General features: G+C 52.6%; 23 protein-coding genes. 15 read left to right on the top strand and 8 right to left on the bottom strand.

Translation table 11 applies throughout. From position 1 onward, the window contains the following. Window positions 1–20 precede the first annotated feature (20 nt). A complete protein-coding gene (gene rsmD / locus QEN32_RS01410; RefSeq protein WP_000743275.1) occupies window positions 21–617 on the top strand; it encodes a 16S rRNA (guanine(966)-N(2))-methyltransferase in 597 nt (198 codons plus the stop codon). Then, complete coding sequence (locus QEN32_RS01405) at window positions 607–876, top strand: DUF1145 family protein (RefSeq protein WP_265322226.1); 270 nt, start codon at window positions 607–609, stop codon at window positions 874–876. Before rsmD ends, QEN32_RS01405 begins: the two co-directional genes overlap by 11 nt. A 21-nt stretch (window positions 877–897) precedes the next feature. Here the strand turns inward: QEN32_RS01405 and QEN32_RS01400 are convergent, their stop codons facing one another. Next, entirely contained in the window at window positions 898–1,269 is a 372-nt protein-coding gene (locus QEN32_RS01400) for a DUF2500 domain-containing protein (protein WP_023202864.1), read from the bottom strand. A gap of 141 nt (window positions 1,270–1,410) precedes the next feature. Here QEN32_RS01400 and QEN32_RS01395 point away from each other — a divergent pair, with 141 nt between their 5' ends. From QEN32_RS01395 to QEN32_RS01385, 3 genes are all read left to right on the top strand, one after another. Beyond that, window positions 1,411–2,037 (top strand): lysoplasmalogenase, encoded by a 627-nt coding sequence (locus QEN32_RS01395; RefSeq protein ID WP_000964735.1) that lies wholly within the window; start codon window positions 1,411–1,413, stop codon window positions 2,035–2,037. Window positions 2,038–2,117: 80 nt separating this feature from the next. Next, complete coding sequence (gene zntA, locus QEN32_RS01390; protein WP_265322203.1) at window positions 2,118–4,316, top strand: Zn(II)/Cd(II)/Pb(II) translocating P-type ATPase ZntA; 2,199 nt, start codon at window positions 2,118–2,120, stop codon at window positions 4,314–4,316. A gap of 196 nt (window positions 4,317–4,512) precedes the next feature. After that, window positions 4,513–6,156, top strand: a complete 1,644-nt coding sequence (locus QEN32_RS01385; RefSeq protein WP_076935791.1) for a methyl-accepting chemotaxis citrate transducer — start codon at window positions 4,513–4,515, stop codon at window positions 6,154–6,156. 23 nt (window positions 6,157–6,179) lie between these two features. On the opposite strand, the gene tusA is transcribed toward QEN32_RS01385, so the two are convergent. Next, window positions 6,180–6,425 (bottom strand): sulfurtransferase TusA, encoded by a 246-nt coding sequence (gene tusA, locus QEN32_RS01380; protein WP_001541054.1) that lies wholly within the window; start codon window positions 6,423–6,425, stop codon window positions 6,180–6,182. Window positions 6,426–6,594: 169 nt separating this feature from the next. Between tusA and QEN32_RS01375 the strand changes: the two genes are divergently transcribed. Together QEN32_RS01375 and QEN32_RS01370 are read left to right on the top strand one after the other, a co-directional pair. Beyond that, window positions 6,595–7,260, top strand: coding sequence for a 7-cyano-7-deazaguanine/7-aminomethyl-7-deazaguanine transporter (locus QEN32_RS01375; protein WP_001531644.1), 666 nt, complete (start codon window positions 6,595–6,597; stop codon window positions 7,258–7,260). A gap of 72 nt (window positions 7,261–7,332) precedes the next feature. Beyond that, the gene (locus tag QEN32_RS01370; RefSeq protein WP_001245277.1) at window positions 7,333–7,890 is read left to right on the top strand and encodes a DcrB family lipoprotein; all 558 of its coding nucleotides are present in this window, start codon (window positions 7,333–7,335) and stop codon (window positions 7,888–7,890) included. Window positions 7,891–7,893: 3 nt separating this feature from the next. Here QEN32_RS01370 and QEN32_RS01365 read toward each other — a convergent pair whose 3' ends face one another. Next, window positions 7,894–9,153, bottom strand: coding sequence for an MFS transporter (locus QEN32_RS01365; protein WP_079820800.1), 1,260 nt, complete (start codon window positions 9,151–9,153; stop codon window positions 7,894–7,896). Between the two features lie 89 nt (window positions 9,154–9,242). Between QEN32_RS01365 and QEN32_RS01360 the strand changes: the two genes are divergently transcribed. The 3 genes from QEN32_RS01360 (at window position 9,243) to nikR (ending at window position 11,415) form a co-directional block, all read left to right on the top strand. After that, window positions 9,243–10,292 carry an AI-2E family transporter gene (locus tag QEN32_RS01360; RefSeq protein WP_000179588.1) on the top strand — a complete coding sequence of 350 codons (1,050 nt, stop codon included), beginning with the start codon at window positions 9,243–9,245 and terminating at the stop codon, window positions 10,290–10,292. A 51-nt stretch (window positions 10,293–10,343) separates the two neighbouring features. Further along, complete coding sequence (gene acpT / locus QEN32_RS01355) at window positions 10,344–10,922, top strand: 4'-phosphopantetheinyl transferase AcpT (RefSeq protein ID WP_023227417.1); 579 nt, start codon at window positions 10,344–10,346, stop codon at window positions 10,920–10,922. A 91-nt stretch (window positions 10,923–11,013) separates the two neighbouring features. Next, window positions 11,014–11,415: a nickel-responsive transcriptional regulator NikR gene (gene nikR / locus QEN32_RS01350; RefSeq protein WP_001190057.1), complete on the top strand. Its 402-nt coding sequence runs from the start codon at window positions 11,014–11,016 to the stop codon at window positions 11,413–11,415. A gap of 89 nt (window positions 11,416–11,504) precedes the next feature. Here nikR and QEN32_RS01345 read toward each other — a convergent pair whose 3' ends face one another. The 4 genes from QEN32_RS01345 to QEN32_RS01330 are packed head-to-tail and all read right to left on the bottom strand — an operon-like array spanning window position 11,505 to window position 16,634. Beyond that, window positions 11,505–12,629, bottom strand: coding sequence for an ABC transporter permease (locus QEN32_RS01345; RefSeq protein WP_058214961.1), 1,125 nt, complete (start codon window positions 12,627–12,629; stop codon window positions 11,505–11,507). Next, window positions 12,629–15,370: a ribosome-associated ATPase/putative transporter RbbA gene (gene rbbA / locus QEN32_RS01340; protein ID WP_265322202.1), complete on the bottom strand. Its 2,742-nt coding sequence runs from the start codon at window positions 15,368–15,370 to the stop codon at window positions 12,629–12,631. The genes QEN32_RS01345 and rbbA overlap by 1 nt, the downstream gene beginning before the upstream one ends. Continuing rightward, window positions 15,367–16,434 carry an HlyD family efflux transporter periplasmic adaptor subunit gene (locus QEN32_RS01335; protein WP_000359837.1) on the bottom strand — a complete coding sequence of 356 codons (1,068 nt, stop codon included), beginning with the start codon at window positions 16,432–16,434 and terminating at the stop codon, window positions 15,367–15,369. The genes rbbA and QEN32_RS01335 overlap by 4 nt, the downstream gene beginning before the upstream one ends. A 26-nt stretch (window positions 16,435–16,460) precedes the next feature. Continuing rightward, on the bottom strand, window positions 16,461–16,634 hold the full coding sequence (locus QEN32_RS01330; RefSeq protein WP_220569585.1) for a hypothetical protein: 174 nt from the start codon (window positions 16,632–16,634) through the stop codon (window positions 16,461–16,463). 581 nt (window positions 16,635–17,215) lie between these two features. Here QEN32_RS01330 and QEN32_RS01325 point away from each other — a divergent pair. Genes QEN32_RS01325 through QEN32_RS01305 form a run of 5 tightly spaced genes read left to right on the top strand, consistent with a single transcriptional unit; the run spans window position 17,216 to window position 22,062 of the window. Continuing rightward, window positions 17,216–18,508: an MFS transporter gene (locus QEN32_RS01325; protein WP_094965013.1), complete on the top strand. Its 1,293-nt coding sequence runs from the start codon at window positions 17,216–17,218 to the stop codon at window positions 18,506–18,508. Window positions 18,509–18,523: 15 nt separating this feature from the next. Further along, the gene (locus tag QEN32_RS01320; protein ID WP_071054190.1) at window positions 18,524–19,690 is read left to right on the top strand and encodes an aminotransferase class I/II-fold pyridoxal phosphate-dependent enzyme; all 1,167 of its coding nucleotides are present in this window, start codon (window positions 18,524–18,526) and stop codon (window positions 19,688–19,690) included. 9 nt (window positions 19,691–19,699) lie between these two features. Next, a complete protein-coding gene (locus QEN32_RS01315; protein WP_265322200.1) occupies window positions 19,700–20,080 on the top strand; it encodes a RidA family protein in 381 nt (126 codons plus the stop codon). Window positions 20,081–20,100: 20 nt separating this feature from the next. Further along, the gene (locus tag QEN32_RS01310; RefSeq protein ID WP_237121978.1) at window positions 20,101–20,766 is read left to right on the top strand and encodes a PAS domain-containing protein; all 666 of its coding nucleotides are present in this window, start codon (window positions 20,101–20,103) and stop codon (window positions 20,764–20,766) included. 54 nt (window positions 20,767–20,820) lie between these two features. Next, the gene (locus tag QEN32_RS01305; RefSeq protein ID WP_061383369.1) at window positions 20,821–22,062 is read left to right on the top strand and encodes an MFS transporter; all 1,242 of its coding nucleotides are present in this window, start codon (window positions 20,821–20,823) and stop codon (window positions 22,060–22,062) included. 500 nt (window positions 22,063–22,562) lie between these two features. Here QEN32_RS01305 and QEN32_RS01300 read toward each other — a convergent pair whose 3' ends face one another. Then, the gene (locus QEN32_RS01300) at window positions 22,563–23,765 is read right to left on the bottom strand and encodes an NAD(P)/FAD-dependent oxidoreductase (RefSeq protein ID WP_265322199.1); all 1,203 of its coding nucleotides are present in this window, start codon (window positions 23,763–23,765) and stop codon (window positions 22,563–22,565) included. Window positions 23,766–23,923: the final 158 nt, after the last annotated feature.

Below are 23,923 nucleotides of genomic sequence, written 5' to 3'. Positions count from 1 at the left end.
AGGCGGTTCGAGCAAGAGAAATGAAAAAACCGACTCACTCTGGCAGCGGCCAAATCCGCATTATTGGCGGGCAATGGCGTGGCCGTAAATTACCGGTTCCGGACAGCCCGGGTCTGCGTCCCACCACCGATCGCGTGCGCGAAACGTTATTTAACTGGCTGGCTCCGGTAATGGTAGACGCCCACTGTCTGGATTGCTTTGCCGGCAGCGGCGCGCTGGGTCTGGAGGCGCTATCGCGTTATGCGGCCCAGGCAACGTTACTGGAAATGGATCGCGCCGTATCGCAGCAGTTGCAAAAAAATCTGGCGACACTGAAAGCCAACAATGCTCGCGTCGTCAATACCAATACTCTGGCCTTCCTCAGCCAGCCGGGAACGCCGCATCACGTCGTCTTTGTCGACCCGCCGTTTCGTAAAGGGCTGCTGGAAGAAACGTTACAATTGCTGGAAACCCAGGGATGGCTGGCCGACGACGCGCTAATCTACGTAGAAAGCGAGGTGGAAAACGGTCTGCCGCCCGTTCCGGCGAACTGGGCATTGTATCGAGAAAAGGTGGCCGGACAGGTCGCTTATCGTCTGTATCAGCGCGACGCGCAAGGAGAAAATGATGTTGATTAATCTGGGCCGCTTATTAATGCTCTTCGTGTGGGCATTTTTGATTCTTAATCTGGTGCATCCCTTCCCGCGCCCGCTCAATATCTTCGTCAACGTGGCGTTGGTGTTCATGGCGCTGATGCACGGTATGCAACTGGCGTTGCTGAAATCAACGATACCGAAAGCGGGTCCGCAGATGACGAGGGGAGAGAAAATCCGCATTTTCCTGTTCGGCGTGTTTGAGCTGCTGGTCTGGCAGAAGAAGTTTAAGAACAAAAAATAACGTTTGCTGCCGGATGACGGTTTATTCGTTATCCGGGGTACGGCTAACAAACCCGACGAACCGAGTTCCCTTATAGCTCAGCGTACCTTGATCGCCCACCGTCAAAGCGTGGTACTGCTGCGCTTGTAAACGGAACGTTTTTTCCAGACCGCCATTGAGCGGCTTAAAACTGACCTCATAGCGCATACTGGTTCCCGCCGGGCTCACTTCCTGCTGGCGAGAGCGTCGGTCGTTAACCGGCCTCTCCCGTTTACTGCTGACCACGACCAGCTTTTGCTGTAACGGCGCCGCCTCATTAGCGGCTTTTTCCCGCCGTTGCTGAACGAAGCGAAACGACGCGGCAACTACGATTAATGCGATGATTATAATGAAGAAAATCGGTGGCTTACTCATAATGTTAACCTGTCAGAAAATGCGGAAATAAGCATACCCTGCCCGTTATAGTGTTGTCATCTGACCGTCACGGCCTCTACACTGAATAATAGAGCCGCAAGCATACCGTTTGCGAAAAAATAACGAATTCAAGGAATTAAGATGCTTTGGTCGTTTATCGCTGTCTGCCTGTCCGCATGGCTGTATGTGGACGCCTCCTATCGCGGGCCAGCCTGGCAACGCTGGGTTTTTAAGCCCGTCACGTTATTACTGTTGCTGTTACTGGCCTGGCAAGCGCCGATGTTTGACGCCATCAGTTATCTTGTGTTGGCCGGACTGTGCGCCTCGCTGGTCGGCGATGCGTTAACGCTCTTACCGCGTCAACGCCTGCTGTACGCCGTCGGGGCATTTTTCTTATCGCATCTGCTCTACACCATTTACTTTGCCAGCCAAATGACGTTGTCGTTCTTCTGGCCGCTGCCGCTGGCGTTACTAATAGTCGGCGCGTTGCTTATCGCCGTTATCTGGACGCGACTGGAGGAGCTACGCTGGCCGGTATGTACTTTTATCGCCATGACGCTGGTCATGGTCTGGCTGGCGGGCGAACTGTGGTTCTTCCGCCCAACGGCGCCAGCCCTTTCGGCCTTTACCGGCGCGACGCTGCTGTTCATCGGCAATATCGTCTGGCTGGGTAGCCATTACCGCCGCCGTTTCCGGGCGGATAACGCGATTGCCGCCGCCTGCTACTTTGCAGGACACTTCCTGATTGTTCGCTCGCTGTACCTGTAAATAATAGCGCTTGACTCTGGAGTCGACTCCAGAGTGTATCCTCCGGTTAATGAGAAAATTATCATCAACCGGAGGACGTTATGTCGACCCCTGATACCGATGGCAAAAAAGTCCCGCCCTTTACCTCCTTCAGATTAGCCCCGGCAATACAGAAGGCCGATAGCTGCTGCTGCGAAGAACATTGCGCGTCCAGCGCGCCTGTTTCTACTGCCGTGGCAGGCACGCGCTATACCTGGAAAATCTCCGGCATGGACTGCGCCGCCTGCGCCCGAAAAGTGGAGAATGCGGTACGCCAAATTCGCGGCGTCAACCAGGCGCAAGTGCTGTTCGCCACCGAAAAGTTAGTGGTCGATGCCGACGCCGACCTCCGCGCGCAAATTGAACGCGCCGTACAGAAGGCGGGTTATACCTTGCGTAGCGAAGATTCTCGCGACGCCGCGCCTGAATCTCGTCTTAAAGAGAACCTGCCGCTTATTACGCTGATCATTATGATGGCGATAAGCTGGGGGCTGGAGCAATTTAACCACCCGTTCGGCCAACTGGCCTTTATCGCCACCGCCCTGGTCGGTCTGTATCCTATTGCCCGCCAGGCGCTGCGGCTGATGAAAAGCGGCAGTTGGTTCGCTATTGAAACGCTGATGAGCGTCGCCGCCATTGGCGCGCTGTTTATTGGCGCAACGGCGGAGGCGGCAATGGTATTGCTGCTGTTCCTCATCGGCGAGCGCCTGGAAGGATGGGCCGCCAGCCGCGCCCGTAAAGGCGTCAGCGCGTTAATGGCGCTTAAACCGGAAACGGCGACCCGTCTGCGCGACGGCGTACGGGAAGAGGTCGCTATTAATACCCTGCGACCGGGCGATATTATCGAAGTCGCCGCCGGGGGGCGTTTACCCGCCGACGGTAAACTGGTTTCCGGTTTCGCCAGCTTTGATGAAAGCGCGCTCACCGGCGAGTCTATCCCTGTGGAGCGCGCAACGGGCGACAAAGTCCCGGCAGGCGCGACCAGCGTTGACCGTCTCGTCACCCTGGAGGTGCTATCTGAACCTGGCGCCAGCGCGATTGACCGTATCCTGACGCTGATTGAAGAGGCGGAAGAGCGCCGTGCGCCCATTGAGCGGTTTATTGATCGTTTCAGTCGCATCTATACGCCAGTCATTATGGTCATCGCGCTGCTGGTGACGCTTATTCCGCCGCTGATGTTCGATGGCGGCTGGCAGGAGTGGATTTATAAAGGGCTGACGCTGCTATTAATCGGTTGCCCGTGCGCGCTGGTGATCTCCACGCCCGCGGCCATTACCTCCGGGCTGGCGGCGGCGGCACGGCGCGGCGCATTGATTAAAGGCGGCGCAGCGCTGGAGCAACTGGGCCGTATCACGCAGGTCGCCTTTGATAAAACCGGTACGTTGACCATCGGTAAACCACGGGTGACGGCGATTCATCCGGCAAGCGGTATCAGCGAAGCTGAACTGTTGGCGCTGGCGGCAGCCGTAGAACAAGGCGCTACGCACCCGCTGGCGCAGGCTATTGTCCGCGAAGCGCAGACACGCGATCTGGCGATCCCGACGGCGGAATCGCAGCGAACGCTGGCCGGCACCGGGATTGAAGCGCAGGTTAACGGCGAACGTATTCTGATTTGCGCGGCGGGAAAACAGCCTGCGGCAGCGTTTGCCGGGCAAATTAGCGAACTGGAAAACGCCGGGCAGACGGTGGTTCTGGTGCTACGTAACGAGACCGTACTTGGCGTCCTCGCCCTCCAGGATACGTTGCGTGACGATGCGCGCGACGCCATCCGCGAACTGCATCAGTTAGGCGTTAACGGCGTGATTCTGACTGGCGATAACCCACGGGCGGCGGCAGCGATTGCCGGCGAGCTGGATCTGGCGTTTAAAGCCGGGCTACTGCCGGAAGACAAGGTGCGGGCAGTCACCGCCCTTAACCAACAAGCGCCGCTGGCAATGGTGGGCGACGGCATTAATGATGCGCCCGCGATGAAAGCCGCCAGTATCGGAATTGCGATGGGCAGCGGTACTGACGTCGCGCTGGAAACGGCTGACGCCGCCCTTACTCATAACCGTCTGCGCGGGTTAGCGCAAATGATTACGCTGGCGCGCGCTACCCACGCGAATATCCGGCAGAACATCACCATTGCGCTGGGGCTGAAAGCCATTTTCCTGGTGACGACGCTACTTGGTTTTACCGGGCTATGGCTGGCAATCCTGGCGGATACGGGAGCCACGGTATTGGTGACCGCCAACGCGCTACGTTTGCTGCGTAAAAACTAATCTTCTCCCACCCGGCGGCATGTCGCCGGGTTATCCCGCGATATTCCTTTCTTTGTGCATATTATTCACGCGAAAATTATTTATTTTCTATTACTTATCAAACCATTAATCAGAAATAGCGTGATTTGATGTAAGGTTAATTTTTATCCAACCGATATTGATCATACCGTCTACAAAATAAGGAATGTTAGGCACTATGAAAAATATCAAAGTCATCACCGGCGTTATCGCGACGCTGGGCATATTTAGCGCCTTATTGTTGGTGACAGGAATACTGTTTTATTCCGCCGTCAGCAGCGATCGGCTGAATTTCCAGAATGCGAGCGCGCTGAGTTACCAACAACAGGAACTGGGCGGCAGTTTTCAGACATTGATTGAAACCCGCGTCACTATTAACCGCGTGGCGATACGCATGTTAAAAAATCAGCGCGATCCCGCCTCGCTGGACGCCATGAACACGCTGTTAACCAACGCTGGCGCGTCGCTCAACGAAGCGGAAAAACATTTCAACAACTACGTGAACTCCGAAGCGATCGCGGGCAAAGATCCGGCGTTGGATGCCCAGGCCGAAGCCAGCTTTAAGCAGATGTATGACGTTTTGCAGCAGTCTATCCACTATCTTAAAGCCGATAATTACGCCGCCTATGGCAACCTTGACGCGCAAAAAGCGCAGGATGACATGGAGCAGGTATATGACCAGTGGCTCTCTCAAAATGCGCAATTAATAAAATTAGCCAGCGATCAGAATCAGAGCAGTTTTACCCAGATGCAATGGACGCTGGGGATAATTCTACTTATCGTGCTCATCGTGCTGACGTTTATCTGGCTGGGGCTGCAACGCGTTCTACTCCGCCCGCTGCAACGGATTATGGCGCACATTCAAACGATCGCCGACGGCGATCTTACCCATGAGATAGAGGCCGAAGGACGCAGTGAAATGGGCCAACTGGCCGCCGGTCTCAAAACGATGCAGCAGTCGTTAATCCGTACCGTCAGCGCGGTGCGCGATAACGCAGACTCTATCTATACTGGCGCAGGCGAAATTTCCGCCGGTAGCAGCGACCTCTCTTCCCGTACCGAACAGCAGGCCTCGGCGCTGGAGGAGACCGCCGCCAGCATGGAACAGTTAACCGCCACGGTACGGCAAAACACCGATAACGCACGACAGGCGACGGGTCTGGCGAAAACCGCATCAGAAACCGCGCGTAAAGGAGGACGCGTGGTGGATAACGTAGTGAGCACCATGAACGATATCGCCGAAAGCTCGGAAAAAATCGTGGACATCACCAGCGTGATTGACGGTATCGCCTTCCAGACTAATATCCTGGCGCTGAACGCCGCGGTAGAAGCCGCCCGCGCCGGCGAACAGGGGCGAGGATTCGCGGTCGTGGCCGGAGAGGTACGCACGTTAGCCAGCCGTAGCGCGCAGGCCGCCAAAGAGATCAAAGTGCTGATTGAAAACTCCGTGTCGCGCATTGATACCGGCTCTACGCAGGTACGCGAAGCGGGAGAAACCATGAAAGAGATCGTCAACGCCGTGACCCGCGTAACCGATATTATGGGCGAAATCGCCTCTGCCTCCGATGAGCAAAGCAAAGGCATTGAGCAGGTGGCGCAGGCGGTATCGGAAATGGACAGCGTGACGCAGCAAAACGCCTCGCTGGTAGAGGAATCCGCAGCAGCGGCGGCGGCGCTGGAAGATCAGGCTAACGAACTTCGTCAGGCGGTCGCCGCGTTCCGCATCCAGAAACAGCCTCGTCGGGAGGCGTCGCCGACGCCGTTAAGCAAAGGTTTAACGCCACAGCCCGCCGCAGAACAGGCGAACTGGGAAAGCTTCTAATCAGAATGTTATCTGCCGTGCGGTTAATGCGCTTTACGCAATAAATAGCGGTACGGCAGACCCTCCGTCTCTTGCGCCAGCAAATCGTGTTCCATAAAGGTACAGAACCCCGGAATATCACGCGTCGTCGCCGGATCGTCGGCGATAATCAGCAATGTTTCGCCAGTTTGCATGTTGCGCACCGTTTTGCGCACCATCATTACCGGTTCAGGGCAACGCAGCCCCAGGGCGTCAAGCGTATGGTCAGGGGAGGAAAACAGATCGCTCATCTTCGTCTCAATGGTAGAAAAACGGCGATATTTTACGCCCATCTTCGTCAGTAAGCCAGGCAGGTTAACGATTGCGTGAAAATTAGCCATTGCAATGCCAGCGCAAAACAGTATTATGCGGCGGTTCTTTATTGGGTTCCCTCACCCCATCCAACAAAAAGGTCACAATATGACTCCGTTTACACAATCACAGCGCATAAAAGCGTTGTTCTGGCTATCGCTATTCCATTTACTGGTGATCATTTCCAGTAACTATCTGGTGCAGCTCCCCATCACTATTTTTGGTTTCCACACGACCTGGGGCGCGTTTAGTTTTCCTTTTATTTTTCTCGCCACCGATCTTACCGTGCGTATTTTTGGCGCACCGCTGGCGCGCCGCATTATCTTCGCCGTCATGATCCCTGCGCTGCTGGTGTCATATGTGGTGTCATCGCTGTTCTATATGGGCGCCTGGCAAGGTTTCGCCGCGCTGGCGAACTTTAATCTTTTCGTCGCCCGTATCGCCGCCGCCAGCTTTATGGCCTACGCGCTGGGACAGATCCTTGATGTCCATGTGTTTAACCGCCTGCGCCAAAATCGTCGCTGGTGGCTGGCGCCGACCGCTTCAACGCTGTTTGGCAATATCAGCGATACCCTTGCCTTTTTCTTCATTGCGTTCTGGCGAAGCCCCGATGCCTTTATGGCCGAGCACTGGATGGAAATTGCGCTGGTGGATTATTGCTTTAAGGTGCTCATCAGCATTATTTTCTTCCTGCCGATGTACGGCGTTCTACTGAATATGTTGCTGAAAAAGCTGGCAGATAAATCTGAAATTTCCCCATTACCGGCAAGTTAAAGGTTCGTTTTCCGAGTTGTGATAAGATGAGCGAATGAGCCGTTATGGCCGTTTATCGAAAGGAAGAAGTCAATGCGCAATTTGGTTAAATATGCCGGTATTGGCCTGCTGGTTATGGGGCTTGCGGCCTGTGATAACAACGATACAAAAGCGTCGGCAGAAAGCGCCGCCGCAGAAAGCCAGGCCTCCGGTCAGCCCATCAGCCTGATGGATGGCAAACTCAGTTTCTCACTGCCGGCGGATATGACCGATCAAAGCGGTAAGCTGGGCACCCAGGCGAATAATATGCACGTTTATTCTGACCCGACGGGCCAGAAAGCGGTGATTGTTATCGTCGGCGATAATACCGATGAAGCGTTGCCGGTGCTGGCGAACCGCCTGCTTGAGCAACAGCGTAGCCGCGACCCGCAGCTTCAGGTGGTCACCAATAAGTCTATTGAGCTCAAAGGCCATACGTTGCAACAACTGGACAGCATTATCTCCGCGAAAGGCCAGACGGCGTACTCTTCCATCGTGCTGGGCAAAGTGGATAACCAATTGCTGACGATTCAGGTCACGCTGCCTGCGGACAATCAGCAAAAAGCGCAAACCACGGCTGAAAACATCATCAATACGTTAGTTATTAAGTAACCTTTACGATGATGATGCGGCCTCCGGCAGTGCAGACGGAGGCCGTTTTTTTAAGCGCCAGGTCAGCAATAGCGCCATCGCTACCAGCCCGGCCGCCGCCAGATAAATCACCGGCACGCCCGCCCAGGTCATCACCAGCCCCGCCAGCGGCCCGGTAACCCCCAAAGACATATCCATAAAGACGGTATAGGTCGCCAGCGCCGCGCCCTGGTTCTGCGGCGGCACGGCTTTGACGGCCACCACGCCCAGCGCCGGAAAGACCAGCGAAAACCCCATCCCCGTGAGTAAAACGCCGATTTTTGCCATCCACGGCATGGCTGCCGTTCCCACCAGTAACAGACCAATAATCTCCACGCCAAAGCAGATCATGGCGACATTCAACCCGCCTAAACGATTGATGCCGTTAGGGAACAGCAAACGCGTGCCGACAAACGCGACGCTAAATAACGTGAGCGCAAAGGCGGCGCCATCCCAGCCTTTAGCATCATAAAATAAGGTAATAAACGTCGCGATGACGCCAAACCCTGCCGAGGCCAGCGCCAACGCCATACCATACAGCCAGACACGCCCCAGCACCGCGCGAAACGGCAGCGGCTTGCCTTTGTTCGCCTTCACCGACGGACGTGGAAGGGCTAACAGTACCGCCAACAGCGCCACGCCCATCACCGTTAGCGCCAGTCCCTGTAACCCGCCCCAGGCATAACACAGCACGCCCAGCGGCGCGCCCATCGCCATTGCGCCGTAGGTGACGATACCGTTCCAGGAGATGACCCGACCAATATGCAACGACCCGACGACGCCGACGCCCCACAGTGTCGAACCGGTGCCGGCAAAACTTTGCCCAATCCCCAAAATCACGCGACCCAGCCCCAGTAGCAACAAACTGATCATCGGCCAGGCGCTGGCGATATCCGCCAGCAGGTAGCCGAGTCCGCTTAAAAAACAGCCGCATAAGCCAAAGACAACGATTTTTTTCGGCCCTAATACATCCGCATACCGCCCGGCATGGGGACGGCTTAACAGAGTGGCGAAGTATTGCAGGCTGATAATAAGCCCCGCCCAGAACGCGCTGAATCCCATCGCATCATGCACATAGCCTGGCAAGACGGCGAGCGGCAGGCCGATGGTCAGATAGCTGGCAAAGTTAAACATCACAATGGAGACAATACGCAGATTGAGGCGCAATCCGTTTAGCGCCGGTTCAGCGACGGGTTCGGGCATGAGTATCACCGCATTTTTACAACATGTTTCCTTTTCTATCATGGCGCGCGGTGAAAATCAGTAGTGAGATTCAGATTATCGGTATCAGGGCAGCCGCTACACTTAGAAAAAAACACAACAAGGAAAACTTCATGGCAACCGCTCAACCCGACAAAACGGGTATGCATATTCTGCTGAAACTGGCCTCCCTGGTTATTATTCTCGCCGGGATTCATGCCGCGGCGGATATTATTGTACAACTCTTGCTGGCGCTCTTTTTCGCCATTGTTCTTAATCCATTAGTGACCTGGTTTATTCGCCGGGGCGTGAAGCGACCGCTGGCGATTACTATCGTGGTGGTCGTCATGCTGATCGTGCTTACCGCGCTGGTGGGTGTGCTTGCCGCATCGCTTAATGAATTTATCGCTATGCTGCCTAAATACAGCAAGGAACTGACGCGTAAGGTCTTACACCTTCAGGAGTTAATGCCCTTCCTGAATTTACATATGTCGCCGGAACGTATGCTCCGCGGGATGGATTCCGATAAAATCATGCTCTTCACCACAACATTAATGACCGGCGTATCGGGCGCGATGGCAAGCATTGTGCTGCTGGTGATGACCGTGGTTTTTATGTTGTTTGAGGTGCGTCACGTGCCTTATAAATTACGTTTCGCGCTAAACAATCCACAAATCCATATTGCCGGCCTGCACCGCGCCCTGAAAGGCGTCTCGCATTATCTGGCGCTGAAAACGCTGCTCAGTCTATGGACGGGCGCGATTATCTGGCTGGGGCTGGCGTTAATGGATATTCAGTTTGCGCTAATGTGGGGCGTACTGGCCTTTTTGCTCAATTACGTTCCTAATATCGGCTCGGTGATTTCCGCCGTTCCCCCCATGATTCAGGCGCTGTTATTTAACGGTTTTTACGAGTGCGTACTGGTCGGCGCGCTCTTTTTGGTGGTCCATATGGTGATTGGCAACATTATGGAGCCACGCATGATGGGCCATCGTCTGGGAATGTCCACGCTGGTGGTATTTCTTTCGTTATTGGTCTGGGGATGGCTATTAGGCCCGGTCGGGATGCTCTTGTCCGTTCCTTTGACCAGCGTCTGCAAAATCTGGATGGAAACCACTAAAGGCGGCAGCAAACTGGCGATCTTACTGGGGCCAGGCCGACCGAAAAGCCGTTTACCGGGATGAGGCGACAGATGCTACAATCTCCTCTTCTTCATAGGCAACGTTGGTCCTGATATGTACCAGATCGTTCTGGGAAAAGTGTCAACATTAAGCGCAGGTCAATTGCCCGACGCGTTAATCGCTCAGGCGCCGCAGGGCGTTCGCCGGGCAAGCTGGCTGGCCGGGCGCGTGCTGCTTTCCCGTGCGCTCTCGCCGCTACCGGAGATGGTGTATGGCGAACAGGGTAAACCGGCTTTTTCCGCCGGAGCGCCGCTGTGGTTTAACCTCAGCCATAGCGGCGACACTATTGCTCTGTTGCTTAGCGACGAAGGTGAAGTCGGCTGCGATATTGAAGTGATCCGCCCGCGCGATAACTGGCGTTCGCTGGCAAATGCGGTATTCAGCCTCGGCGAACATGCTGAAATGGAAGCGGAACGTCCGGAGCAACAACTGGCGGCATTCTGGCGTATCTGGACGCGTAAAGAAGCCATCGTAAAACAACGCGGCGGCAGCGCCTGGCAAATCGTCAGCGTGGACAGCACGTTGCCCTCTGCCTTGTCGGTCAGCCAGTGTCAGCTCGATACGCTCAGTCTGGCAGTCTGTACCCCCACACCGTTTACGCTGACGCCGCAGACGATAACAAAAGCGTTATGACACATTAATTTTTCCCTCTGGCGGCGGACGTGTGTTACAAAATGCGGAGCTTCCCATGCGCCGACGCGCCATACCAAAAGGTTTAAGTCAGATGCAACGTGTCACCATCACCCTCGATGACGATTTACTGGAAACGCTGGACAGCCTGAGCCAGCGACGCGGCTATAACAATCGCTCCGAAGCGATCCGTGATATTCTGCGCGGCGCTCTGGCGCAGGAGGCCACCCAGGAACACGGTACACAGGGTTTCGCGGTACTTTCATATGTTTATGAACATGAGAAACGGGATTTAGCCAGCCGCATCGTCTCCACCCAGCATCATCATCATGATTTATCCGTCGCCACGCTGCACGTCCATATCAACCACGATGACTGTCTGGAGATCGCCGTTCTGAAGGGCGATATGGGCGACGTACAGCATTTTGCCGATGATGTTATCGCCCAGCGCGGCGTGCGCCACGGCCACTTGCAGTGTTTGCCGAAAGAAGACTAACGCCGGGGGCGCTTCGCTTGCCCGGCCTACGCTCGCACGTCTGTCGTTTGTAGGCCGGATGAGGCGCAGCCGCCATCCGGCAATAATGTTTACGCCATTGTGCCAATCGTTTTTCTGAAGCGTAACAGCGCTATCAGGAAGAACACGCCGCCTATCGCCAGCAGGGTCAGGAACTGCGGCCAGACGATACTCAAACCTGCGCCGCGATAAAGAATAGCCTGGGCAAGGCTGACAAAATGCGTCGTCGGCATGGTCAGCATAATATCCTGCACCGCCTGCGGCATACTTTCGCGCGGCGTGGAACCGCCGGAAAGCATTTGTAGCGGTAACAGTACCAGAATCATTAATAACCCCAGTTGCGGCATCGAACGGGCGATGGTGCCCATAAAAATCCCAATTGAAGTGGTGGCGAACAGGCTCAGCGCCACGCCCAACATAAACAATGGGATCGATCCTTCAATCGGTACGCCAAGTACGCCTTTCACCATCAACATCAAAGACAAACCGGAAACCACCAGCACGACCAGCCCCATCGACCACACTTTCGCCATCATGATCTCAAAGGGCGTGACCGGCATCACCAACAGATGCTCTACCGTGCCGTGTTCTCGCTCGCGGATCAGCGCCGATCCGGTCAGCACTATCGCCAGCATGGTAATGTTGTTGATAATCGCCATCACGCCGCCAAACCACGCCGGATCCAGATTCGGGTTAAAGCGCATCCGAATCTCCAGCGACACCGGCTGAACGTTATCTCCCCGCGCGCGCGCCACAAAGCTGTTGACCTCGCCGCTAATAATATTCTGGATATAACTGTTGCCGGTAAACGCCTGACTCATGCGCGTCGCATCGACGTTAACCTGAATATCAGGCTGACGTCCGGCCAGCACATCACGCTGGAAATTCGGCGGAATATTGACCGCAAAGGTATAGCGTCCGGCATCCAGTCCGGCATCCATTTCCGTTACCGTAATCATCTCCGGCGGCAGAAACCACGGGCGGTAAAAACTATTCACAATACGGTTCGACAACTGTGACTGATCCATATCGGCGATGGCGATAGGGGCAAGATGCAACGAACCGGGCAGGACGGTAGCGGAGGAGTAAACCGAAATCGTAAAGGCGAAGACGATCAGCGACAGCATCGCTTTGTCGCCCAGCAGACTGCGCAGTTCTTTAACGCCGAGATTATAAATATTACGTAATCCGCGCATTACCCCTCCTGTTTTTTCAGCAGCAGAATGCTCAGACCCATCACCACCGGGACGGCAATCAGTAACGGCATAAATAACGGCCAGAGATCGGACAGATCCAACGCTTTGGAAAACGTCCCGCGCGCGATCGTCAGAAAATGGCTGGTCGGGTAGATCTCGCCGATCCATCTTCCCGGTCCTTCCAGCGAAGCCACCGGATCGATCATGCCGGAAAATTGTGTTGCCGGAATGAGGGTAATAATCGACGTCCCAAAAATAGCGGCGATTTGGCTCTTCATAAACGTGGAGATCAGCAGCCCCAGACCGGTGGCGATGATGACGTAAAGCAGCGCCGCGAGGGTAAGCGTGAGAAAGCTGCCTTTCAGCGGCACGCCGAACACAAAGACCGACAGCGCGCACAGTAGCAAGAAGTTCAGCATACCCAGCGCGATATACGGCAGTTGTTTACCCAGCAAAAATTCGCTGCGCGTCGTCGGCGTTACGTACAGATTAATCATCGACCCCAGCTCTTTCTCCCGCACCACGCTCAGGGCGCTAAGCATTGATGGGATCATCATGAGCAGCAGCGGAATGACCGCCGGAACGATAGCGGGCAGACTTTTCACATCCGGGTTATAGCGATAGCGCGTTTCAATGTTGAGCAGCCCGGTCTGTTTAACCGGGTTCGGCTGACGACTTGCCGCCTCCTGCAGCCAGCTTTGGTGCATCGCCTGAACGTACCCCTTCACCGTCTCGGCGCGGCTGGGCATGGCGCCATCCACCCAGACGCCAATCTGAGCTGGCGTACCGCGAGCAATATCGCGGCCAAAATTAGGCGGGATCTCAATGGCAACCGCCAACTCTCCCGAACGCATCCGCCGGTCAAGCTCGTCATAGCTGGCGAGCGGCGGCTGTTCGATAAAATAGCGCGATCCCGCCAGATTGAGCGACCATGCCTGACTACTGACGGTTTGATCGCGGTCGAGTACGGCAAAACGCAGGTTCTCCACGTCCATACTGATGCCATAGCCCATAATCAGCATCAGAATTACCGTTCCCAGCAGCGCCAGCGTCGAGCGTACCGGATCGCGGCGTAGCTCCAGCGCTTCGCGGCGACTGTAGCTGAACAAACGCCGGAAGCTCAATCCCTGCCGCGACGGTTTACCTGACGCGGCGGGCGTCTGGGATGGCGGTATTGGGGTTTCAGGCGCCGCTCCCGCAGCTTCCTGTAGCCAGGAAATAAACGCCGCTTCCAGATTGGCCGCGCCCCGCTGTTGCACCAATTCCTGCGGCGTACCGCTGGCGAGCACTTTACCGGCGTGCATCAATGACATTCGGTCGCAACGTTCCGCTTCGTTCATAAAATGGGTCGAGATAAAAATCGTCACCTTATCCTGACGCGAAAGATCGACCATAAGCTGCCAGAACATATCCCTGGCGACCGGATCAACGCCGGACGTTGGCTCATCAAGAATCAGCATTTCCGGGCGATGGATCACCGCTACCGCCAGCGATAAACGCTGGCGGATACCGAGCGGCAACGAAGCGGGGAGTGTATCTTCCACCTCCGTTAGCATAAAGCGTTCGATCATCTGCGCGACGCGCGCCGGGATCTCCGCTGGCGGAATATGAAACAGGCGGGCATGAAGTTCCAGATTCTGCCGCACGGTGAGTTCGTTATAGAGCGAAAAAGCCTGCGACATATACCCGACCCGGCGACGGGTATCGATGTCGTTCGGGTCTACCGGCTGGCCAAATAGCCAGGCCTGGCCTTCGCTGGCGGGAAGCAGACCGGTCAGCATTTTCATGGTGGTCGATTTGCCGCAACCGTTTGAACCGAGGAAGCCAAAAATCTCGCCGCGCGGAATGCGGAAATTAACATGGTCAACCGCGACGAACTTACCGAAGCGCATGGTCAGATCTTTCGCCTCAATGGCAATCTCTTCCTGCTCAGCGTGATACGGCGGGATCACCACTGGCTTATGCGCCTGGCGCTGCGCTTCTGGCAACAGGGCGATAAACGCCTGCTCCAGCGTCGCGCTATGGGTTTTTGTCCGCAGTTGCTGCGCGCTGCCGGTTGCCAGTATCTCGCCCGCATTCATCGCCACCAGCCAGTCAAAACGCTCCGCCTCTTCCATATAGGCCGTTGCGACCAACACGCTCATATTGGTCTGACGCTGGCGGATACTGTCGATTAGGTCCCAGAACTGAGCGCGGGAGAGCGGGTCCACGCCGGTGGTAGGCTCATCAAGAATCAGCAATTCCGGGTCATGAATCAGCGCACAGCACAACCCCAGCTTTTGTTTCATCCCACCGGACAGCTTCCCGGCAGGACGGTCACGAAACGGCGCCAGGCCGGTGCTGTTCAGCAGCTCGGTAATACGCGCTTCGCGTTCAGCTTTGTCATGACCAAAGAGACGAGCAAAAAAATCGACGTTCTCATAAACCGATAACGTGTGATAAAGGTTTTTCCCCAACCCCTGCGGCATCCAGGCGATGCGCGGACAGACGTCGCGGCGATGTTTCGCATCGCGCATATCGCCGCCCAGGACGATAACGTTCCCTTGCTCAATCACCCGCGCGCCAGAAATCAGCGACAGCAGGCTCGACTTACCCACCCCGTCCGGACCAATCAGCCCGACCATACTACGGGCGGGAATGTCCAGCGTGATATTGTTCAGCGCGGCCGTTTTTCCGTAATGCTGGCTCACCCCCTCAAGCTGCGCCACGGGAGGAACAGGCACCAGCGTCAGCGACGTCATTGCGACAGCCTCACGTTCAGATCGTCAGGCCAGGGCACGCGCTCATCCAGACGAACCCAGGCCATTCCCGGCAAACCGGTTTTGACATATTCCAGATGCTGTCGCAGCAGCTCTGGCGGAATACGCGCTTTGACGCGGAACATCAGCTTCAGCCGTTCATCGTGGGTTTCCACGGTTTTGGGCGTGAACTGCGCCACGCTGGCGACAAAACTGATCGTCGCCGGAATACGCAGATCCGGCGCGGCGTCCAGCACCAGTCGCGCTTCGCCGCCGATCTTCAACAACCCCGCCTGTTCGGTCGGCAGGAAAAATGTCATATAAACATCGCTGAGATCGACCATGTTCAACACCCGGCCGCCAGCCGATAACACTTCGCCCGGCTCCGCAACGCGGTACTGCACGCGTCCATCGCGCGGCGCTTTTAATTCGCTGTCGTCGATGTCGGCGACAATACGCCGCTCGGTCGCCTGCGCCGCTTCCACGCGCGTTTGCGCCTGGATAATACTGGTACGCGCCGCCTCAATCGCCGCTTTTGCCGCAGATACCTGCGCTTTGGCGGTCTCGAGGGCGGCGCGCGCGCTTTCCGCCGCCGCGCGATCGTCATCTAACTGTTGTACAGATACCGCGCCACGCTGCGACAGCGAACGGGAACGCACGTGACGTTTAGAGACGGAGTCCAGCTCAGCTTCCCGCTGTTTGACGACCGACTGCGCGGCGCGCATTTCACTCTGACGTTGCTCCAGCAAGGCGCGGGCGGCGGCAACTGCGCTCTCGGCCTCTTTAATCTGCGCAATCGCCTCCAGCCGCTGCTCCTGCAGCACGCGGGTATCCATTTTCGCCAGCACCTCGCCCTGACGAACGAACTGCCCTTCCGAAACGAGGATGGTATCAATACGCCCGGCAATCTTAGTGGCAATATCCACTTCGGTGGCTTCAATTCTGCCATTGCTGGCGGCAAACCCCTCCGGTATTCCCGCAGGGCGCAGCATCCACCAGGCTATCGCGGCCACCGCCACAAGAATCCCCGCTCCCCACCACACCAGATGACGCTTCATTTTGTCCATAATCGACCCGCCGTAATCCCTGTTGTCTAACCATGCGTGTCACAAAGTCCGCCAAGCGTGCGCTCAGCGGGGGTTTCCATCCGGGATAAGAAGGAATGAAAAACAATGGCCATTGAGCGAGCAAGCGTTAAGGCAACGCGCGCCGCGAAGGAAGTGAATGACGAAAATGCTGTGAAATCGGGTAGTAATGTTGTCATCATCAGCGTTCCTGGCCGGAAATGAAACACGCATACTCATAACTGCTGTCTATTGAATACTAACACCTGGATTCAATATGTCTATTCGGTTGTAGCACAGATGTTGCAGACAAAAAATCGTGCCCGTCAATCTATTTACCGAAGGGGCTGGTAACGAAAGCATGCGTGATTACCCCTGCTCAAGTCGCCGGGCCCGGCTAAAAAACATGGATACAGCCCACGGCATCAAATATTCGTACTTCTAATAAGGAAACCCTCCTGCCGGAGGAAAAATACGATAATATTTTATCCACTTTCCTGCCCCTATTCTCCGCCCTACTCAGCATATATGTTGTCAGACAGTTACGGCCTAAAATATAAAAATTTATAATTTTTATAAAATTACAACCGTAAATAATTAATGCCTCACACATATGTATAATTTATTATACATATAAGTACATGATTTTAATAACATTTAATTAGAATAGATAATTTTTTATCTTTTCTACCCACTCTGTGAGATGCTTCATAATATTCATGCGTATAAAAAATTATATTCTCACATGAACACTTGGTTCTTATTTATGGACAGGCGAAGGTTTATGAAAACATCCAATTTTCAAAAATGGTTGATGGTCATTCTTCTGGCAATCGGAGGAGGGACCATTTTTAAATCGATGTACCTCAGGGAAGTATTTTATTATCCCTGGAATGAATTCATGGGAGTGAATAACACGGATTCAGGCCTGCTGATGAGCTGGCTGGGGTTTGTGGGGATTGTTTCATCCTCAATTGCCGGGGTGATTATCGATAAAGTGAACAATACCCGACTGATTATTTCTTTTACCTTTCTGGCTGTGGGCGTAACCACATTATGGCAGTCAACAGCACCGGGCCTGGCTACGCAGTATGTCATCATCGGCATATTGTCTTTCCTCGCAAATGGTCTTTTCCTGGTATCGATGGTGCGCGCAACCCGTCTGATTGGTAATGCCAGTGACCAGGGGAAACTGTTTGGTTTCCTGGAGTCCGGACGTGGTATCGCTGGGTCAGCCATCTCTGCCGTTGCCGTGGCATGGTTCGCCATGTCTGCAACCGAAGTGGAAGGGATTGGCAGTGTGCTACATGCATACGGCTTTCTCTACCTGGCGCTGGGTGTTCTGATGTGGTTCGCCATGCCACGTGATAACCATAATTCTGCTTCCGGAGAAAAAAAGGCCAAAGAAAAAATATCTGTACACGATATTCTGGCTGTCATGAAGGTTAAGGAAGTCTGGTTTGCAGCTTTCTCCATCTTTGCAACCATCTCCTTCTATCAGGGGTCCTCATATCTGGTTCCTTATCTGTCTGATGTCTACGGGATGACCGCCGAACATGCCGGAATTATCGGTATGATCCGTGCTTATGTCCTCGCTATCCTGATTGCACCGGTTGTGGGTCTGCTCGCAGACAAAGTCGGCTCGGCGATTAAGGTGATGAATTGGCTATTTATTGCCGGGGTGATTGGTGTCGCCATGTTCCTGGTGATCCCACAGGATCCGACTATGGTATGGGTCCTGATCGGCACCCTGATGATTGTAGGCTCCATTAACTTTGCTCTGCGCGGGATCATGTATGCGCAAATTGAGGAAATGAAGGTTCCTGTTCGTCTGACCGGTACCGTTATGGGGATCATGGCCACTGTGGGATTCTCTCCGGAAATGTTTATCCATGCGTTATTCGGGTACTGGCTTGATGCATATAAGGTACAGGGTTACACCTACATGTTTATCTTCATGGGTGCCATGTTTGCTCTCGCTGTATTCACTTCACTTTTACTTCTCCGCAATGCCAAAACGGCATTTAAGAAAATGGATGGTGAACCGGCGGATACTTTCCGGACTGCGGCTGAATAAATTAAGGAAAATAAAATGAAATATGATTTTAATGAGACCTATCAGAGAACAGCATCAGAAAAATGGGAATATGACAGTGTCATTAATGGATTTCCAGTAATACCTATGTCTGTTGCCGATACCGATTTAGTTTCTCCCGTCGAGGTTCGTCAGGCACTGATTGAAGTCTGTAACCGCAGAGAATTCGGATATCCGGCCTATCATGACGATTTTAAGGATGTTCTGGCATCCTGGTATGAGCGATATTATAACTGGCGGCCGGATACGGCTGATATTATTGAAACACCGCCTTTACTGATGACGATGGGTGCTTTTATCAGGGGAATGACACAGTGTAATGAATCTGTTGTGGTTATGACACCTGTCTATCATTCCTTTGCCAGAACCATCCGTGAAAACCACCGTGCTGTAACTGAGTGTGATCTGCTGCGTGATGAAAAAAATCATTACACTATTGATTTTGAAAAACTGGAAGATACCTGTTCACGCCCGGAGAATAAAATTCTGATTTTCTGTAATCCTCATAATCCAGTGGGGCGTTGCTGGACTGGAGAGGAAGTCAGGAAAGTCGCCGCAATTGCTCAGAAAACAGGAACGATCCTGATTTCTGACGAAATTCATGCAGATTTTGTCTATGACGAAAAATGCTATACGCCGGTCATGAAAGCTGCGGAAAATTTAAATGGCATTATCGTTTTTTCATCCGGAGGAAAGCTGTTTAACATTGGCGGTATTTTTAGTTCCTATGTCTTCACGGCCGATCCTGTATTTAAAAAACAGATGGCAGTTGTCCTGAAAGAATTACATTTTCAGCCCACTGCGTTCGCGCATGAAGCCGCATATGCCGGATATAAATATTGCCATGACTATCGTGAAGAGGTGGTGAATCATATCCGTAAAATGCAGATTAAACTGGTTAACGGGCTCAATAACATGCCATATCCGGTAAAAGCCAATCTGCCGGAAGCCACTTATCTTGTATGGGCCGACTTTAATGATACGGGCTGGTCAGGTGATCGCATTCAGGAATTTTTAGTGCAGGATGCGGGACTCGGGTTTAACCGGGGAGATCAGTTTGGTGTTGCCGGTACCGGATTTGCCCGAATTAACTGTGGTGTTCCGGAGTCGCGTATTGATGAAGCACTGAGTCGTCTGGAAAAGGCATTCAGTAAGTATTTTTAAGGAACAGAAGTGAAAGAGATTATTTTTACAGAAAAAGCGCCGGCAGCAATTGGCTCATACCGCCAGGGTAATACGTTGGGTAACTTTATTTTTACCTCCGGACAATTGCCCATTAACGCTAACAGTGGCAAAATTGAAACCGATGATATTCAGGAACAGACTCGTCAGTCACTGCTTAATCTTCTGGCTGTGGTTAAGGCGGCAGGCGGTGACACCGATACGGTACTGAAAACGACCTGTTTTTTGAGTGATATGGCTGATTTTTCCGCGTTCAACGATGTCTATGCCAGCTTTTTTAAGGTAAATCCGCCAGCACGCAGCTGTTTTGCTGTAAAAACACTTCCTATGGGTGCCAGAGTTGAGATTGAAGCTGTGGCATTTCGTCGATAACAAAGGTGGTTGCCACTGAGGTGGCAACCAGATTAACCATGAAAAACACTTGTCTTGAACCTTATGAATTTTTGATCGATTTCCTGGCCGATTATTTTGGTGAAAATACGGAAGTTGTTCTGCACAATCTGTCTGATCTTGAGTCTTCCATACACAAAATCAGAAATGGACATATCAGCGGCCGCTCTGTCGGAGATCCCATCACCGATCTGGTAGCCCGTGCCATGAAGAACAATGACAGTGAGGTACATTACCAGTGTAATTATCTCAGCAAGACACGTGATGGCAGACGACTTAAGTGTGCCACTTTTTTTATCCGGAATAAGCAGGGAGAAATTGTTGGCGCACTGTGTCTGAATACCGTCGTTGAAGATTTAATTGCCCTGAATGATAAACTTAGTCATTTTTTAAGTATTTTTGTCGGGCAGACTGATAATAATAACGGCACTCAGCTTGATGAACATATTGGACTGACCATTCCTGAAATGGTTGATCTCAAAATTAATAATGTAATCAATATTGAAAATATTAATCCAGAGTCACTGAATGCTGAAAATAAAAGCCATATTATTTCATTACTAAATGATGAAGGCGTATTTCTGCTTAAAGGGGCAGTAACGAAAGTAGCCAAAAAGCTTAACATATCAGAACCCACTGTTTATAAATACATACAAAAATTAAAATAACACAAGAGACTAACGGATCAATCTACAGTAACGTCTAATTATACAGGCGGACATATGGAACATGCAGAAGACAAATCGATTAAAAGGCATAACCTGATTTTTTTTATTCTTCTGGCAGTTGGTGGGGGAACAATATTCAAGGCTATGTATTTGCGTGAAGTATTTTACTATCCGTGGAATGAATACTTTTCACTGACAAATACACAATCGGGTATGTTAATGAGCTGGCTCGGGTTTGTGGGCATTATATCAGGTGCTGTTTCAGGCATCATCGTTGACCGTTTCAAAAATCCTAAAAACATTCTTACCATTGCCTATCTCACAATGGCGGCCCTTGCCATCTGGCAGTCCTTCCGGCCTTCCTATCAGGCCATGTTTATTATCGTCGGATTTATGTCCTTTGTCGGTAACGGGCTGTTCCTGGTTTCCATGACAAAAATTGCCAGACTCCTCGCATCAGACAATGAACAGGGGCGGTATTTTGGATTTCTGGAGTCCGGTCGTGGAATTGCCGGCACCGTTCTGACATTATGTGCCGTGGCCATTGTTGGCCTGCATGGCTCCAGTGCTGTCAGCATTGGTTTTATTTTACGGTTTGACGCAGCCATTTACATTATTCTGGGATTCACCTCTTATTATTTATTTCCGAAAGATGTTAGTGCTATTGAAAATGCGGCACCTAAAAAAATGTCGGATCTTATTTCACTACTCAAAAGTGTAAAACTTTGGTTGGCAGCATTCATTATCAGCTGTGTTATTTTTGTTTACCAGGGCGGAGCTTATCTGGTACCATACCTCTCCGATGCCTATGGAATGACTCCCGACCAAACTGCCGTTATCGGTATGATTAGGGCATATTTTCTCGCTTTTATTATTTCGCCTTTTGCTGGCCTGCTTGCAGATAAGATTGGTTCTTCCCTGAAAGTTATGGCCAGCTTCTTTATTCTCGGCGCATTGATAACTGCATCTTTTATATTTATTCCTCATGACTCACGATTTCTGATCCTGCTTATTACTCTGGTTTTATTACTGGGAGCACTTACGTTTGGCATGCGCGGTATAATGTATGCGCAGGTAAATGAAATTCGCATACCGAAAGTGTTTACCGGGACCGCCATGGGGATATTAATCTGCATCGGATTCAGCCCGGAAGCTTATGTCCATCTTATCTTCGGATACCTTCTTGATACGTATAAAGAATTCGCATATACGCTGATGTTTGCCACTATTGCAGTTGTTCTTTTTGCTGGCGCACTGTGCAGTGGTTTGCTTTACAGGATTAATAAGAAAGTATGATTCCCCGTTGTAAACAGTGTAAATATCGACTACATACTACCAGAAGGCCCTGTCAGGGGCCTTATTCTGTATCCGATGTTGTTGGCCAGTATCCGACCTGAATGCGGTCTGCTTCAAAACCCAGCTGAGATTAATACATTCATAATGAAAATAGTTAAACATATTTCATTCTGATTATAGATATCGTCTAACAAATTTTTATCTCTAAACTTGGTTCTGTTTTGAGCCAACGCAAATCGGGAAATCACCTCAAAGTAACATCCAGAACAAGTGTTCAATCTAAAGTTATTCAGGCTCCCGAGCTGAAACCAATTTATCTGGTTTTACTGCCACGACCTTATAGCGAAAACCACCGTCCACATTCCCCATTGTTAAAACGAAATCGGTGGTCATGACATGTAAAGTGAGTGCCCCTTGTCCGGAATACTTCTGACTAAAAGATGCTATAGGCAAGATATACGGCAATCAGTCGAATGAGACCAAAAAACACATAATATCAATTAGTTAATTTTTAACGCTATCAAATCCTGCGCGCAGGCCCAGGCGCTCGACCACGCCCACTGGAAGTTATAGCCGCCCAACCAGCCGGTGACGTCCATCACTTCGCCGATAAAATAGAGACCCGGCACGCGGCGCGCTTCCATAGTCCGCGATGATAGTTCGTTTGTATCCACACCGCCCAGCGTCACTTCCGCTGTCCGATAGCCTTCGGTGCCGTTAGGCTGCACTTGCCAGGCCGTAAGCGTGTCAACCAACGCCTGCTGGTCACGAACGTTCAACTGTCTGAGCGATACATCCGGGATGTGCCCCAACTGTTGTAAACACTCCACCAGCCGTTTCGGCAGATGCATCGCCAGCGTGTTCTTCAGACTCTGGTTCGGGTGAGCGTTACGCTGTTCATTGAGAACGTCTTCCAGCGAGAGGTCCGGCAATAAATTAATGCTCACTAACTCTCCCGGTTGCCAGTAGCTGGAAATCTGTAAAACGGCGGGGCCGGACAGCCCACGATGGGTAAAAAGTAGGTTTTCCCGAAATACCGTGCCATTGCAGGCGGTAATTACGCAGGGCACAGAGACGCCAGACAGCGTCTGGAGCTGTTCTAACAGCGGCTTATGTAGCGTAAAGGGCACCAGCCCGGCGCGCGTCGGCAACACCTTGAGACCAAACTGTTCGGCGATTTTATAGCCAAACGGTGATGCGCCAAGCCCCGGCATCGACAGGCCGCCGCTGGCAATCACCAGCTTTTGCGTAGTCACCGTCTCGCCGTTCAACGCCAGTACGAAACCCGACTCATCACGCTCGACGCTCAATACCTCGCTACGCAGGCGCATCGTTACGCCGCCTTTGTCGCACTCGGCAACCAGCATATCGACAATGCGTTGGGCGGAATCATCGCAAAAAAGCTGTCCCAGCGTTTTCTCATGCCAGGCTATCCCATACCTGCCGACCAGATCGATAAAATCCCACTGGGTATAGCGGGCTAACGCTGATTTACAAAAATGGGGGTTCTGGCTCAAATACGCAGCAGGCTCAACATAAAGATTAGTAAAGTTGCAGCGCCCACCGCCGGACATGAGGATTTTACGTCCTGGCTTCTTGCCATTATCAATGAGCAGCACGCGGCTACCCGCCTGTCCTGCCTGCGCGGCGCAAAACATGCCCGCTGCGCCAGCGCCTATAATAACGGCATCAAACCTTTCCACGTCGCCTTCCTCTCTCAAATTCGGGCGGGAATTGTAAAGTTTCCTCAGTGGTCGCACCAGCGCGAAAAGCGCCTGAAAATGGTATTTATCTGAAATATATAAGATAATTCTTTAGTGATATCAAACAAAGCACGAAGTACATCAAAAAAAGTCTATAT

The sequence above is a fragment of the Salmonella sp. SA14318 genome (assembly GCF_029866905.1).
Classification (GTDB): Bacteria; Pseudomonadota; Gammaproteobacteria; order Enterobacterales; family Enterobacteriaceae; genus Salmonella; species Salmonella enterica.
Note: the sequence above shows the minus strand (reverse complement) of the source record. Positions and strands in the feature narration are given on the sequence as shown.